At 67.5% G+C, this 13584-nt stretch carries 10 protein-coding genes and 1 pseudogene; 4 read left to right on the top strand and 7 right to left on the bottom strand.

Annotated features, from left to right (window positions below):
* Positions 1 to 31: 31 nt before the first annotated feature.
* The 3 genes and pseudogenes from ACLJQF_RS21780 to ACLJQF_RS21770 form a co-directional block, all read right to left on the bottom strand.
* Positions 32 to 1012, bottom strand: a complete 981-nt coding sequence (locus ACLJQF_RS21780) for an FAD binding domain-containing protein (RefSeq protein ID WP_410611136.1) — start codon at positions 1010 to 1012, stop codon at positions 32 to 34.
* A gap of 9 nt (positions 1013 to 1021) precedes the next feature.
* Positions 1022 to 1651, bottom strand: coding sequence for a (2Fe-2S)-binding protein (locus ACLJQF_RS21775; RefSeq protein ID WP_410611134.1), 630 nt, complete (start codon positions 1649 to 1651; stop codon positions 1022 to 1024).
* Positions 1652 to 2219: 568 nt separating this feature from the next.
* A pseudogene (locus ACLJQF_RS21770) lies at positions 2220 to 2705 on the bottom strand (LLM class flavin-dependent oxidoreductase); the annotation flags it as partial.
* On the opposite strand from ACLJQF_RS21770, the gene ACLJQF_RS21765 reads away from it, so the two are divergent.
* Complete coding sequence (locus ACLJQF_RS21765) at positions 2665 to 3174, top strand: recombinase family protein (protein WP_410611133.1); 510 nt, start codon at positions 2665 to 2667, stop codon at positions 3172 to 3174. The pseudogene ACLJQF_RS21770 and the gene ACLJQF_RS21765 overlap by 41 nt on opposite strands.
* Positions 3114 to 3485: a zinc ribbon domain-containing protein gene (locus ACLJQF_RS21760; RefSeq protein ID WP_410611388.1), complete on the top strand. Its 372-nt coding sequence runs from the start codon at positions 3114 to 3116 to the stop codon at positions 3483 to 3485. Before ACLJQF_RS21765 ends, ACLJQF_RS21760 begins: the two co-directional genes overlap by 61 nt.
* 271 nt (positions 3486 to 3756) lie before the next feature.
* Here the strand turns inward: ACLJQF_RS21760 and ACLJQF_RS21755 are convergent, their stop codons facing one another.
* A complete protein-coding gene (locus ACLJQF_RS21755) occupies positions 3757 to 6915 on the bottom strand; it encodes a CHAT domain-containing protein (RefSeq protein WP_410611132.1) in 3159 nt (1052 codons plus the stop codon).
* 69 nt (positions 6916 to 6984) lie between these two features.
* On the opposite strand from ACLJQF_RS21755, the gene ACLJQF_RS21750 reads away from it, so the two are divergent.
* Together ACLJQF_RS21750 and ACLJQF_RS21745 are read left to right on the top strand one after the other, a co-directional pair.
* Positions 6985 to 7560 carry a hypothetical protein gene (locus ACLJQF_RS21750; protein ID WP_410611131.1) on the top strand — a complete coding sequence of 192 codons (576 nt, stop codon included), beginning with the start codon at positions 6985 to 6987 and terminating at the stop codon, positions 7558 to 7560.
* 158 nt (positions 7561 to 7718) lie between these two features.
* The gene (locus tag ACLJQF_RS21745) at positions 7719 to 8354 is read left to right on the top strand and encodes a hypothetical protein (protein ID WP_410611130.1); all 636 of its coding nucleotides are present in this window, start codon (positions 7719 to 7721) and stop codon (positions 8352 to 8354) included.
* 551 nt (positions 8355 to 8905) lie between these two features.
* On the opposite strand, the gene ACLJQF_RS21740 is transcribed toward ACLJQF_RS21745, so the two are convergent.
* The 3 genes from ACLJQF_RS21740 to ACLJQF_RS21730 form a co-directional block, all read right to left on the bottom strand.
* Entirely contained in the window at positions 8906 to 11236 is a 2331-nt protein-coding gene (locus ACLJQF_RS21740) for an ATP-binding protein (RefSeq protein WP_410611129.1), read from the bottom strand.
* Positions 11237 to 11413: 177 nt separating this feature from the next.
* Positions 11414 to 13132, bottom strand: coding sequence for a CATRA conflict system CASPASE/TPR repeat-associated protein (locus ACLJQF_RS21735; RefSeq protein ID WP_410611128.1), 1719 nt, complete (start codon positions 13130 to 13132; stop codon positions 11414 to 11416).
* The gene (locus ACLJQF_RS21730) at positions 13116 to 13511 is read right to left on the bottom strand and encodes a CATRA system-associated protein (protein ID WP_410611127.1); all 396 of its coding nucleotides are present in this window, start codon (positions 13509 to 13511) and stop codon (positions 13116 to 13118) included. The genes ACLJQF_RS21735 and ACLJQF_RS21730 overlap by 17 nt, the downstream gene beginning before the upstream one ends.
* Positions 13512 to 13584: the final 73 nt, after the last annotated feature.

Below are 13584 nucleotides of genomic sequence, written 5' to 3'. Positions count from 1 at the left end.
GGGGTTCCGACGGCTCGCTGGGGCTGCGGAGTCACTGGCCTCCTCCTACGACGCGAAGCTGACGTTCGACGGTCCGTTTGAGCAATTCGATCTTGAATGCGTTGTGTTCCAGCGCTCGTGCGCCGTCCGCGGCGCGAGCGGCGGCATCTGTCCACAGTTGCGCGGATGGTGCTTTCCCGGTGAGGTGCTGCTCGACGGCGCCCAGGTTCCACGGGACGGTGCCTACGCCGCCGGCCGCGACCTTGGCGGTCCGGATGACCCCGCCTTGGACGTGCAGGGCGACCGCCGCCGACGTCAGGGCGAATTCGTAGGACTGCCGGTCGCGGACCTTGAGGTAACCCGAGCGCAACGGACGCGGATAAGCGGGAACCTCCACTGCGGTGATCAGTTCTCCTGGGCGGATGGCGTGTTCCTGGTCGGGCGTCGTGCCCGGAATGAGCAGGAAGTCGCGGAACGCCACGGTGCGCTCGCCGTCCGGTCCGAGGAGCCGGACGGTGGCTTCGAGGGCTGCGAACGCCACGGCGACGTCCGATGGGTGGGTGGCGACGCAGTGGTCGGACGTGCCGAGGATCGCGTGGCCGCGGTTGATGCCGTGCAGCGCCGCGCATCCGGAGCCGGGTGCGCGCTTGTTGCACGCGGCGGTGATGTCCCGGAAGTAGGTGCACCGCGTGCGCTGCATGATGTTGCCGCCGATGGTGGCCATGTTGCGCAGCTGCGCCGACGCGCTGAGCTCCAGTGCCTGTGAGATCACCGGGTACGTGCTGCGGACCCGGGGGTCGGCGGCAGTGTCGGCCATGGTGACCAGCGCGCCGATGCGCAGGCCGCCGCCCGGTGTGACCCTGATGTCGCGCAGCGGGAGCCCGGCGATGTCCACCAGGCCGGCCGGACGTTCCACGGTTTCCCGCATGAGGTCGACCATCGTGGTCCCGCCGGCGATGTACCGGCCGCCGCATTGCCCCGCGGCCACGGCCGCACGGGTGTCGGCGACCTTGGTGTAGGTGAAGGGCTCCACGTCAGGTCTTCACTTCCGCGGCGCGGCCTGCTGGACCGCGTCGACGATCTTTACGTAGCAGCCGCACCGGCAGATGTTGCCGCTCATCCACTCACGAACCTCCGCCGCGGATCCGGTGTGGCCTTCCTTGATGCAGCCGACGCCGGACATGATCTGTCCCGGGGTGCAATAACCGCACTGGAACGCATCCTGATCGATGAACGCCTGCTGGAGTGGGTGCAGCCGGTCGCCTTCAGCGAGGCCTTCGATGGTGGTGACCTCGGCGCCTTCGAGCCGCACGGCGAGCGTCAGGCAGCCGTTCACCCGGCGGCCGTCGACCAGCACGGTGCATGCCCCGCAGGCGCCCGCGTCGCATCCCTTCTTCGAGCCGGTGAGGCCGAGGTGCTCACGCAGCAGGTCCAGGAGCGACGTGCGGTTGTCGACGGTGATCGTGTGGCGGACTCCGTTGACGATCAAAGAAACCCGGCTGCTCGTGGCGGAACCGGCGGCGGCAGCCGGCTCGGCGCCGAGGAGTGGTGCACCGGCGACAGCGACTGCACCGGTGAGGGTGGTGGCCGTGACGAACGTGCGCCGCGACAGCGTCGTGGGTGTGGCCTCTTCGGGAGATGGGGCCACTTCAGGGGAATCGTCGATCGACATGAATGGGTCCTCTGTCGCGTGATGGCGGCGTACGGGCGCGAGTCGACTGCTTCGATCAAGATCGACGAAACCACACTCGCCCGGTGTCTGGGAGGGGCTGTCAGCACCCCCCGACTTCGCGGAACAAACGGACATAGCAGTGGTAAATTCGTGCGCGAACGCGCCCGCGTCGCCGGATTGGAACGGCTCCCTCCGCACCGACAAGTTCGACAGCAGGGCGGCCGGCAGCGAAGAAGGGTCGGTCAGTGTGCGAAGCCGACGTGCGGCTGGCGATGTCCTGATAGCGGCTGGGGCGATCGAGGGGGCTGACAGTCCTCCCGGGTTTCCGGCGAGCGAGTCGAGGCTTTCGCCGTCGCCGGGAAACGCAGTGACGGCTTCGAGATGCCGAGGGCGGAGTCTGCTTTCGGAGGCCGACCGACGTCTTCGAAGGCTCGATGTCATCGAACTGGAACAAGTCCTCGGCGACGGGCGCGGACCGCCGGCAAGATCGCCGCGAACCCGTCCATAGATCCGCGCCCGCTCACTCGTGCTCGAGAACGAAAGACGTACCTCCGGAAGTCGCGCTGGTTCAGGTCGTCGTCTCGGTCACGAGCGCCCGCAGTTTCGGGAGCACGTCCTCGGAGAACTGGGTCAGGAACCGCTCCTGATCATGCCCCGGCCCGTGGAACACGAGGTGGTTCCGGCCCGCGTCCAGGTACGGCTTGATCTGCGCCACGGCCTCGTTCGGATCCGACGCCACGATCCACCGCTTGGCGACCTGCTTGATCCGCAGCTCGTCGGCGAGCTGTTCCATCTCCTCGGCTGAGGACACCGTGTGCTTCTGCTCCGGCGTCAGCGACAGCGGCGCCCAGAACCGGTGTTCTCCAGCGCCTTCTCGTGGTCGCGGTCGTATGACAGCTTGATCTCGATCGTCCGGTCGATGCTCTCGGCATCCCGCGAAGCCGCCTCGGAGCCTTCCTTAACCGCCGGGATCAGGTCTCGGTGTAGAAGTCCATGCCTTGCTCGAGGTTCAGATGAACCCTTCACCCGACCGGCCAGCTCGGCGGCCGCCCACCTTACGGCTACCGTCTCGTCGACGCCGGTCCCCACCCCAACCCGGCGGGCGCCGGCTGGAGTCGGCGCTGCAACGGCTGGCTCCCGACCCCCGCACCGCGCCGCACGTGAGCTGGATGTTCCGGCAACGCCTGGCCGGACACAGCGTCGCGAGCATCGCCCGACACCTCAACGAACGCGGTGTCCCCTGCCCGCCCAGCGCAGACCCGGACCCCAACCGCCATCGAACCCGCGGCGCCTGGACGCTGCGCACCGTCGCGGTGATCCTCGCGAATCCGCGCTACACGGGTCGGCAGATCTCGAATCGCCGGGCCACCGGGTCCGAAGGCCCAGCGTCAACGCCGGCACTGTCCGCCAAGACTGCGCACCGGCGCTTGTCACGGAGCAGGACTTCGTCGCCGCACAGTAGATCCGGGCGGCGCGCCCCGCCAGCAACGGCCGGGCTCGCCGGTTCGCGCTCGCCGACCTGATCCACTGCGGTGTCTGCGACCGACGACTGGACTCGCACTGGAATCACGGACGTCCGACCTACCGCTGCCGCCACGACCACACCAGTACCCAATGTGCGGGCCCGCCGCGTCCGAAGACGCTCTACATCCGCGAAGACCACCTCACCGACCAGATCGACATCCGACTCGACGACCAAGAAACCGACGGCCTCATCAAGCTGGAGCATGATCGAACGCAAAGCAGTCGCGTCGCTGCGGCGCTCCGCGTCGCGGGAAAGATCATCGTCTTCGACAGCGTCGGATGGCGCCTGGAGGAGATCGATTCGACCTGAGATACGATCAACCCAGCTTCAAGATCGCGTTTCGCGATCCGTGGGGTAATACTGTGTCCGAGGACCGAGTTGATCTATAACCCCAACCTGAAATTTGCCACCGACCTGCAGCTTGACTGACGGCACCGGTTAGCGACTTACACTGCACTGGCAGAAACCCATCGCCGATCGCGGTGGTGGGCTCCCAACAACCAAGGGCCCTCGCTACGGCGGGATACTCGATCGATGGTCGTCCCCAGCCGCCTGTCGCCCCGCGCGTGAACGGCGTTGTTCACGGGCCGACGTGGATGTGCGCGGCCCATAGGGTTGGCATCTGCGGGTACAGGTCCCGCACCATGCGGATGGCTTTGTGCAGGCTGCCTACCGCGTTGCGGATGTCGAACTGGCAGGTGGCCAGCTCCGTGTAGATCCGTGTGGCGATCTTCGTGGCGATGGAGTCGGAGATCTCCCACAACGTGCCAATGACGTGTGGATAGCCGGCCAATTGAAAGGCCGACGCGATGTGAATCGACTCGTCGACCAGATCGAGCGACGTGGTCGCCGTGCTACAGGCCGACAGGAACGCGAATTCCGGCTCGCTCAATTCGAGCCGAGAGATCTCCGCTACGCACAACGGTTTACTCACATGGTCGTGAACGACCAGGCGGCTCTCGCCGGGGTCAGCCGGGTCGCCGGCGGCGTGACAGGCGAAGTGTGCCCATTCACTTGTCGCCAATCGCGACAGGATTGCGTCGTGGGTGGCTTCCTCGTTGACGAGTGGGGTCACGCCCGGCAGCAGCCGGCCGAGCAACCCCACCTCCTTGTGCGCGCCCGGTAGGTCGGATTCCCCGGGGGTCTTCGACATGCCGACTGCCAGCAGCCGGGGCACCCGCGGTCCCGTCCGGGAGATCTGACGGGCCCGGGCGTGCGCCAGTGCCCGGATCGTCGGGGTGTACGAGGACATCACGCGGTCGAGCACAGTGGCGTGAAGCGGGAAATAGGCCAGCAGACCACACGGCACCCACCAAAGCCGGCGGACGTCCGGGGCCAATCCGCGGAGCACCGGGTTGGTGACCGTGTCCGATAGCCAAGCCAAAACGTCTTGCATGACGTGCTGGGCAGCCGGGTCTGACCCAGCGGTAACTGCTGCGCGCAACGCGCCCAGCCGCTCGCGCACCGCGGACAGTTCCAGCTCCGGCAGCGGCTGCACGGTCACGCCGGCTTCGGTCAGGACGAGGGCGTCGCAGCGATACTGGCTGACGTTGACCAGGACTATGGGGCCGCCACTCGCCTCAGTGGCCAGCTGCGCCGCGGTTCGAGGCAGGAGGAACGCGTCGAACCCGGGCACCGCACGAATACGTGTCAGCAACTCGGCGAACCGGCTCGCCAGCACCCGCCGTTCCTCGCGTGGATTCTCGGAGTCGAGTTGCCGGCACAGGTATCCGAACTCGTCCGCCAGTGTCGGGTCCGCGTCTCGCAGGTCCGAGAGGTCCGTCCTGGACTCCAGCGCCTGGGCCATGAGCACGCCCCGACCCGACTCGAGCAGTTCGGCGGCGCGATCCGTCCGACCCACTTCCAGCTCGCAAGCGGCGGCATCACACACCAGCTGTGCGTGCTGAGCCATCCAGTGTGTCGCATCAGGGCGGGTAAGTCCCCGTGCCGCCAGCACCGGTAATAATTCGACGGCCACTTCGAACCCGCGCACAGCGCGATCGGGTCGCCCGGCGGTCATCGCGACCTGGCCCCACGTGCTTGCGGCCTCCACTCGGACCGCAGGTCGAGCACCATCACGCATCGCGGCGGCTTCCAGCAGATCGAGCATCTCGTCACGGTGCGAGGGTTCCCGGACGCTCAGCGAAGCCACGAGATTCATCTCGAGCGCCGAACGGTCGGGGTGGTCGACGCCGGCGGCCGCCAAGGCCTCACGGCCGACGTCGATTGCCTGGTCGAGGGCAGCGTCCTCGCCTGTCAAGTCGTATCGCCTGGCGAGCATGCTGCCCAGGGTGCTGAGCATTCCGGCGCGGCGGAAACCGGAGTCGACCGTGGTCTGCACGGCCATGCGCTGGATCGCGATTGCTCTGCCGATCAGGACGGCGTCGGCGGCGTGTTCGGCCTTGGCCTTCATCGCGATGGCGAGATTGTTCAGGTACATCGGCCGGTTGGGATGGTCCTCCGCGGTCGCCTCGACCGCCGTCGCGCCGAGTTCGATGGCCTCGTCCAGAGCCCCGACCTCGCCGGTACGGCCGAATCGGGCATGCAGATAGCCGACGTAGGCGGATTGGTACGAAACCGCGTCCGGGTGCTCCGGTGATGTCATCTGAAGGACCTCGCGGACCATGCCGATCGCCTCGTCAAGCGCGACCAAGTCGCCTGTGCGGTCGAACTGATTGCGCAGGAGCACCGAAAGGTTGTAACGGCTGGCGATCCACAGCGGAGTGCGCGAGTGCGCGGCCTGCGCTGCTCGCCGGGCACTAAGGATTGCCTCGTCGAGGGTCGGCTGGTCACCGGTACGGTCGAACTGTGCCTGCAGGAGCAGGGCGTGGTTCCCCAGCGTGGCGGCGACGAGCGAACCCGCCGCCGTTCCCTGCGACATCACGAGCTCCACAGCGGCCGCTCCCGCTTTGCCTGCCTCGTCCAGGAGTTCCGGGTCAGGCGTGAACTGGTGCAGGAGACGGGCCGAAGTGCTGTAGCTCAGCAGGTGAACGTAGCGCTGGTCAGAGCCGTCCGGCCGGGCGTCCAGCACGCGCCGCCCGAGGTCGAGTGATTCCCGGAGTGCGGCGAGCTCGCCCGTGCGCTCGAATAGCATCCTCAAACTTTCGGCCAGGCTGTGGTCGTACTGGAACCGATCCGGATCGTCGGAGGGTAGCCGCGCTGCCTCCGCACGCACCGCGGCGATGGCGTCTTCGAGTACCGCCAGGTCCCCGCCGTGTTCGAAGAGACACCGCTGCGCCGCGCTGAAAAATGCCATACGCTGCGCGCGCACCGCTTGGTTCGAATTCTCCGGCTTCACCGCGTTGCGTGCGAAAGCGACCGCCAGCCGGAGCGCGTGCGGATCGGCACCGATCTCCAGCCAGGCTTCCATGAGCAAGGCCAGTCGGTCCCAATCGGTCTCGCGCTGGTCGAGTATCGCGATCAACTCGGGTGGGACATCTTTCGGCACAATGCGGTCTAGCGCGTCCGGCAGGCGGCTGACCGAGCGGACGGCATATGCGAACGAGAGTAACGGTCTCGCCGTCGTGATCTCGGCTTCGGACCGCCTGTCGCCGAGCGCCACCGCACGCCGCAAATGCAGCAACCCGACGAAGTAGCAGGTCTCCCACAGATCCTGGACCCGCTCGGTACTGACGAACAGCTCGACAGCCTCGGCTAGCGCCTTTTCCTCGAGCAGGACGTACGGTCCGTTGTCACCGTCGAGCCTGGATCGGACAGCCGACAGCCACTGCTCCCTCATACGACCTCGATTCGTTCCCAATGCGGCGGGCCCCGATCCTCTCATCCTGGACTCGGTCATACTCTCCCTATGCCTGAAATCGTCGAGAACCTACCCGCAATCCTGCTCGAAGCCGCCGCTGCCGAACTTCGGCAGACCGGCTTCTTTCCGCGACCGCAGGTGCACATGTTCGCCGAGGACATGGCGAGTCCGTACATCGGTTACATCGTCTGCCGGCCGTTCTACCGTGGCGAAGACGCCGCCACCGCCATCGCCGGCCTCGGCTTGCTGCCGTCGGTCATGGCGTTGACCCGCTTGCTGGTGCTGTGGGAGGACCGGGACCTGCGAACCGCACTCGAAATGCCGGCAAGCGCCGACGCTGCCATGGGCTTTTCGCTCCTCGATGCTCGGCCCGACGGCCACACCTTGCGCTGGCATCCGTTCGAAGCCGAATTGACAGGTGTCGCGCACCACGGCGATTACCAGTTCCGGACGATCAACCCGCGGTGGCGCGAACCCAGCCGGTTCGAGGACGTTCCGCTCCCTCAGCCGATCTCCGATCTGCTGGGACTCTGGCGTGAGCTGCGCCGGGACGATGTTCGGCAGACCGCGATCGGTCTCCAGAAGGCCGGCTACGAAATGCACTGGGTCAGTCACGACGGCTGACCGGCCCAGCTGACGCACATCGCACCTGACGAGGCCGCGTGCGCCGTCCGGAGCCGGACGAGTTCGCCCGCGGACCCCCGAGGCGGCGAGTCGTCCGGGGGTTGTCCGGCGCCGGACAACGGTCGCCGGACAGGTGTCCGCCCCGGCACGCTTGCCGCATGCCCAACACAGCGAAGACGTCAACGCCTCCCCCACGCGCCGCGCTGACCCCACCGTTGAATTGTTCGATATTCATCACCGACATCGTCGGGTACAGCGATCCCCGCCGGGACGACTACGACCGCGCGGTTCTGCGTACGACGCTGTGGCGTGTCTTGACCGACGCATTCACGGAATCCGGGCTGAACTGGCGCAGGTGCCACCACCATGACCGCGGTGACGGCCTGCTCACGGTCGTGCCGCCGACGCTGTCCACGTCGCTGCTCATCGAGCCGCTGCTCCCCCTGCTCGGCGAAAGCATCAGCCGGCACAATCGCGGCGCCACGGATCGACTGCAGCTGCGCTCGGCCGTACACGTCGGGCCGGTTGCCCTCGGTGACACCGGCTACCCGAACGCCTCCGTGATCCACGCTGCACGCATGGTTGATTCCGATGAACTTCGGTACCGGCTGGACGGCTCCGGCCAGGAGTTTGCAACGATGGTATCCAGCTACGTGTACGAAAACGTAGTCCGGCACGTGCGTGGCGCGGTGCGCGCCGACTCTTTCCAGCGGTCGTGCTATCAGCTCGGCAACGTCCCCATCACCAGTTGGGTCTACGTCAGCCAGCATGCGGACGACGGAGGCCGACCGTGAGCGCTGACCGTTCGAGGCGACTGCTGCGGGTCGTCTTCACCATGTCCCTCGCGGTGGTGGCCAGCGGGGCAACAGCGTTCCTCGCACATTGGGGTGGGCTAAACGGTCCGCAGGCGTTGATCACCGCCCTGTCCTCGTTCGGCGGCGTCACGAGCTTCGGCCTCAACCTGGTCGATTACCTCGCCGGGCATCGAGTACCCGCCTTCGAACCACAAGGCCATGGCCATGGATGTGCGCGGAGCTGTCGTGCCGGCCGACCGTTCGCCCCGGGCGGAACGTCGACGCGCGAGCTCAGATCCAAGCCGGCCTCGGGCAGGTCACCGGAGCGTTTCGATCCGTACCCGATAGTCGTCGTGGTGGCTGACATCGTCGGTCGTGGTCAGGCTGAAGGTCTTCGCCTTCCCCGGCTCCAAGTCCCGCACCGACGTTCGGACGCGCCCGACGATGACGAACACAGTCTTGGCGGGCCCGTCCGACCGGACGGGACTCTGTGTGACGGGTATCGACGCCCGCCGAACCGGCCGGATCTTTGCCAGGGACGCCTGACCAGGTCATCGCCGGCGATCACCGGCACGGAACGCACGGAGATCCGCCCGCAGCTCGCTCGCCAGCGGCGATCCGATCTCGTCCAAGAGGGTCACGGCCTCCTGGAAGAACGCGTCTGCGGCCGTGTGATCGCCGGTGGCCCGGGCGACCTTGCCCAAGCCGTCCAGGGCCAACGCCCCTTCGAACCGGCTGCCGCAGCTGCTGCTCGCCTCCATGGCGGACCTGTGCGACTGCTCGGCGTCGCAGTACCTGCCCTGGCGTAGCAGGACCTGGCCGAGGGCGTTGTGCGCGCGAGCGATGTCCATGACCATCCCCCGGCCCAGCTGTCGGCAGAGCGTGAGCGACTCCGTGAGGTGCCGTTCCGCGTCGGCGAGGTGCCCCAGCTCCAGTTCGATCCACCCGAGCGAGCGGATCGTGATGGCGACATTGCGGGCCGACCCCGCTTTCCGGTAGAAGGCGAGTGCCTTCGTGGTCAGCCGAAGCGCCTGGTCGAACTCACCACGACGGCGGTGGGCCACTGCCTGCTGGGCGAGCGTGTTGCTGGCCCCGTGCTCGTCGCCCACCTCGTGGAACAGCCGGTTGGCGATCTCGTACTGGGCCAGCGCGGCTTCGTCGTCACCACGTTCGTGCAGGGCGACTCCCAAATAGCTCCGGGTGATGGCTTCGCCCTTCCGGTCACCGGAGCGGATCGTTCCTGCCAGCGCGAGCCGGTGGGTCTCGATCCACTCATGGGTCCGCTTGGTGAGGAAGAAGAACCCGCGGAAGAAGGACGCCAGCAGCCATCTCGCGGTGTCCAGCCGCGGATCGTCCAGCCTGCACAACGCGACGGCGTTGGCGGCCTCGGCATGGAACCACGCGAAGGCACCCTCATAGTCGTCGAACGGCGGCGGTACCGGCGCGGCTCCGGAGAGCGGAACCCGGTACCGTTGCGGCTCCAGAAGTTCGTCCGCGAACCTGGCGGTGTGCACGAAGTAGTCAAATACCCGCTGACGGGCGTCGTGAGTGTCACCGTCGTCGTTCGCCAGCTCCGCTGCGTAGAGCCGGATGAGATCGTGCATTTCGAACCGTCCCGCGACCTGCCGGGCGAGGTGCACGCGTGCGAGGGTCTGCAGGTGCCTGGCGGCGGTCCGGGGTGTCAGGGCGGACAGCGCCGCGATCGTGTTCGCATCGAAAGTCCGTCCGGGGAAAAGGCCGACTGCCCGGAAGACCGCGGCGACATCGGCGGGGAGCCGACGGTACGACCACGAGAACACGCCGCGTGGCGCCGACCGCGGGTCGGGTCCGTCGAGTTCCTCCAGGCGATCGTGTTCATCGACCAGTTCTTCCACAAGTGAGGCGAGGGACGCCTCCGTGCGTACTCGTGCGTTCGCCGCGACCACCCGCAATGCGAGCGGGAGCCGCCCGCACAGGTCCACGAGCCGCTCGGCCGCCGTCGTTTCTTCGTCCACCCGGGGGCCAGCCAGCTCGCGCAGGAGGTGTACGGACTCCGCAGTCGTCAACAGGTCCAGTTTGACCACCGTCGCGTCGTAGTGAATGACCAGGCCGGACAACGTTTCCCGGCTGGTGATCACAACCGGGCACAACGGCGTCCCCGGCAGCAGGGGCCGGACTTGCTCCTCGTCCTTGGCGTTGTCCAGCAGGACCAGCACCCGCCTGCCCGCGAGTGTCGACCGCAACGCCGACGAGCGGCTGGCTAGGTCGTCCGGCATGGCGGAGGTGTCCAGCCCCAGCTGATTGAGCCAGTTGGTGAGCACCTCCTCGGCGGACGCCGGTTCGTCCGGCCCCCAGCCCCGCAGGTCCTGGTACAGAACGCCGCCGTCGAACTCGCCGACATGCCGCCAGGCCCAGGTGACCGCGAGCGCCGTCTTGCCGATGCCCGGCTCACCCGTCACCACCACCATCCGCACCGAGCTGCTGCCCTCGCCCAGCAACAACTCGTCCAGACGGGTGAGCTCGCCACTCCGGGCGGTGAACGCACCCACGCCAGGCGGAAGAAGCTGTGGCACCTGGCCACCGCGAGCGGGCGAGGCGCCGGGCGGGCCCCCCGTCGGCGCGGTCCGACGGGCCCGTACGCCGGCCTCGGCGCACGCAGCCTCGTAGAGCTCGTCCCAATCCCGGACTCCGGTGACGGTGACCGGGATCTTCATCAGTACCACGCGCATGACCGGCCATGTGGTGGCCGGGTTCGGCAGTGCTCGCCCCTTCTGCGCGTCGTCCCACGTCGACTTCCCGATACCGCTCGCCGCCTCGGCCGCGCGAACCCCGCCGAGCACACCTACCGCTTTGGCCAGCCCCTCACTTAACCGAACCTGGTTCCGCCCTGGCCTTTTCGGCACTTCGGCCTGCCTCTCTCACGTCGTCGGGCGCAGGTAATCCAGAGTAGGCCGATTTCGCCCATAGTCCCGAGTGTGCGGATCGGAACGGCACCGAGGTGCACTTTCCGGCAACGTCGGCATCGTGGCGCGGCCTTCGCGGCATAGCCTGCGCAGCCAGTCCGTGGCAAGCTTCGCCGATCAGCCGAGTTCGTGGGGTCTCCTTTTCAAGGCGGCGAGGTGGGCGAACCGGGCGGGACCCGTCCAGCTCCTGTCACTGTCGTCGACCGGGCACCCCGCCTCCCGCAGCCGGGACTTCACCTTGGCGATGGCAGGAGCGGATCCGTCGAACCGAACGACGTGCAGGCCGGCCAGATCGCTGACGGTCCGCAGGGAGCCCATTTCGATGATGATCGTACGTTCCGGGTAGGCCATCAACGCCATCCCGAGCTCCACGAGCACGTTGGGTCTCGCCTGGCTCCCCACCCCGGTCTCGGAGTTCGGATCCTGCTCATTCGCCAGATCGGGGTGCAGCATGACAGTGTCGTCCGGGGTCATCAGCACAACGATCGCCTGTGTGATCTCGGGCGCAAGCCGAACCACGTCGAAGAGGCTGGGAGACGTGCTCCCGGTGGCGTTGACGAGCAGTTCGAAGTCCTGCGGCCGCAGATCGAGAGCCTGGAAGAACGAGAAAAAGGTTTCCCGCACCTCCTTGTCGCGGCCGTGTATGACGAACACCTTGCGCGAAGGGTCGTCCGGTGCCCGCGTCGTCTCGGCGCCGTTCGCCGCGCGCGGCGCTCGATCGAGTTCGTCCGCGACCACTTGCCGTGTGTGCGTCACACGGGTCAGCCGGTTGCGTTGGCGTGCCAGCTCGGCCGTCGCCTCGTCCCCGAGCCAGGCGACGAGCGAACGGTCGTTCGGGAGCACCGAGTCGAGATCACTCCAGGTTTCCGCCATTCGGCGCGTGCCCGCGTCGGTCTGGTCGACGACCGCCTGCAGGCGGTCGATGAGGGTGCCGAGCTGCAGTTCGCTCTCCTGCAGTCGATTCAGGTACTTCCGCAGGAGCCCCGGCCGTTCGCCGGACGGCGGTGCCGAGCCAAACGTGGCGCCGATCTCGGCGACCAGGCTGTCCAGGTCCGCCAGCCGCGGTGCCGCCTGCCAGCTATCGAGCACCCGTACGTGATGCCGGACGACTGCTGCCTCGAGGAGGTACTCGGCCAGCGGCGGCAACAGCGCATCCGGCTTCAGCCATACCCATTCGCTGAGCTCCCGGTCCCCGGCCGGGGGAGCCACGACCACCAATTCCCGCGCACCGGCCGGGTTTCTGCGACGAACGTCCCACACGCCCAGGCCACCGGCCGTCGTGCCGCCCGCACGCCACCATTCCCGATCTCGGGTTTCGTCGTAGGGCATCAAGTCCGCGAGCGACCTCCCGAGCTGTGCGGTGGCCTTCGCCGACGGATTCCGCTTCGTCTGGGTCCTGGCCACCAGCAAGACAGTCTCGCCGAGCAGCGCGTCCGTTCCACCGGCAGTCACTCGTGACCACAACTGGGCGAAGTCGGTCCACCCGAGCCGGGTGCCGGTCCCCCGGCGCCACCGGGCACCGGTCCGCTCCGGTTGCGGCTGAACCATCATCACGGACAGGGCGAGCACCCCACCGGCCACGCGACGCAGAACGCACTGCCGATCCGGTTTGCCGGCGCGCTGCCGGGCGGCGATGTAGTCCCCGGGACGCAGATCTTCTCTGTTCTCGGGCAGGCGATCCGGAACTCCGAGACCGTCGATCGGGACCGACATGCCAAGCTGGTCGCCGCAGGCCGTCCACAGGGCACGCAACTGCTCATAGGCACGGTCGGCGCGAGGTCCGTCTTCGAACGCGAACAGGTGTGCGACGAATTCCTGGTCAACGACTGGTGGCATCGCTCGCGTCATCCTCGTCGCGCCGGTCGTCGCCTGGTGCGCGGGAATCCGAGCCGATTCCCTGGCCGAGGTCGTGCACGACGCCGGCGGCGATGTTGCGCAACTTCGACGTCGCCGGCGTCGTCTGCTCACCACCGATCGGCGTGATGCGCAGGGGCGCGGCGAGCTCCAGATCGCCCAGGATCTCCTCCAGCTTCGCCGAGTCCCCCTGCTTGATGGCGTCGTGGAGCGCCTGCACCAGCTTCTCGACGCCTTCCCACCGGGCCGCCGGAAGCCGCCACTGCACAGCGTCGGACAAGATGTCCAGAACGTCGGATCGAAGATCATCCGGCATCGTCGGCACGCCACCCGGCGGTCGCCCCGGCATGTCACTGCTCATGGGTGCCACCTTAAACACCGCGCACGCTGATCAAAAGCGCGGGTGCCGGCTGCTCCACGGACTTGCGGAAAGA

This window comes from Amycolatopsis sp. lyj-109, assembly GCF_046548995.1.
Classification (GTDB): domain Bacteria; phylum Actinomycetota; class Actinomycetes; order Mycobacteriales; family Pseudonocardiaceae; genus Amycolatopsis.
Note: the sequence above shows the minus strand (reverse complement) of the source record. Positions and strands in the feature narration are given on the sequence as shown.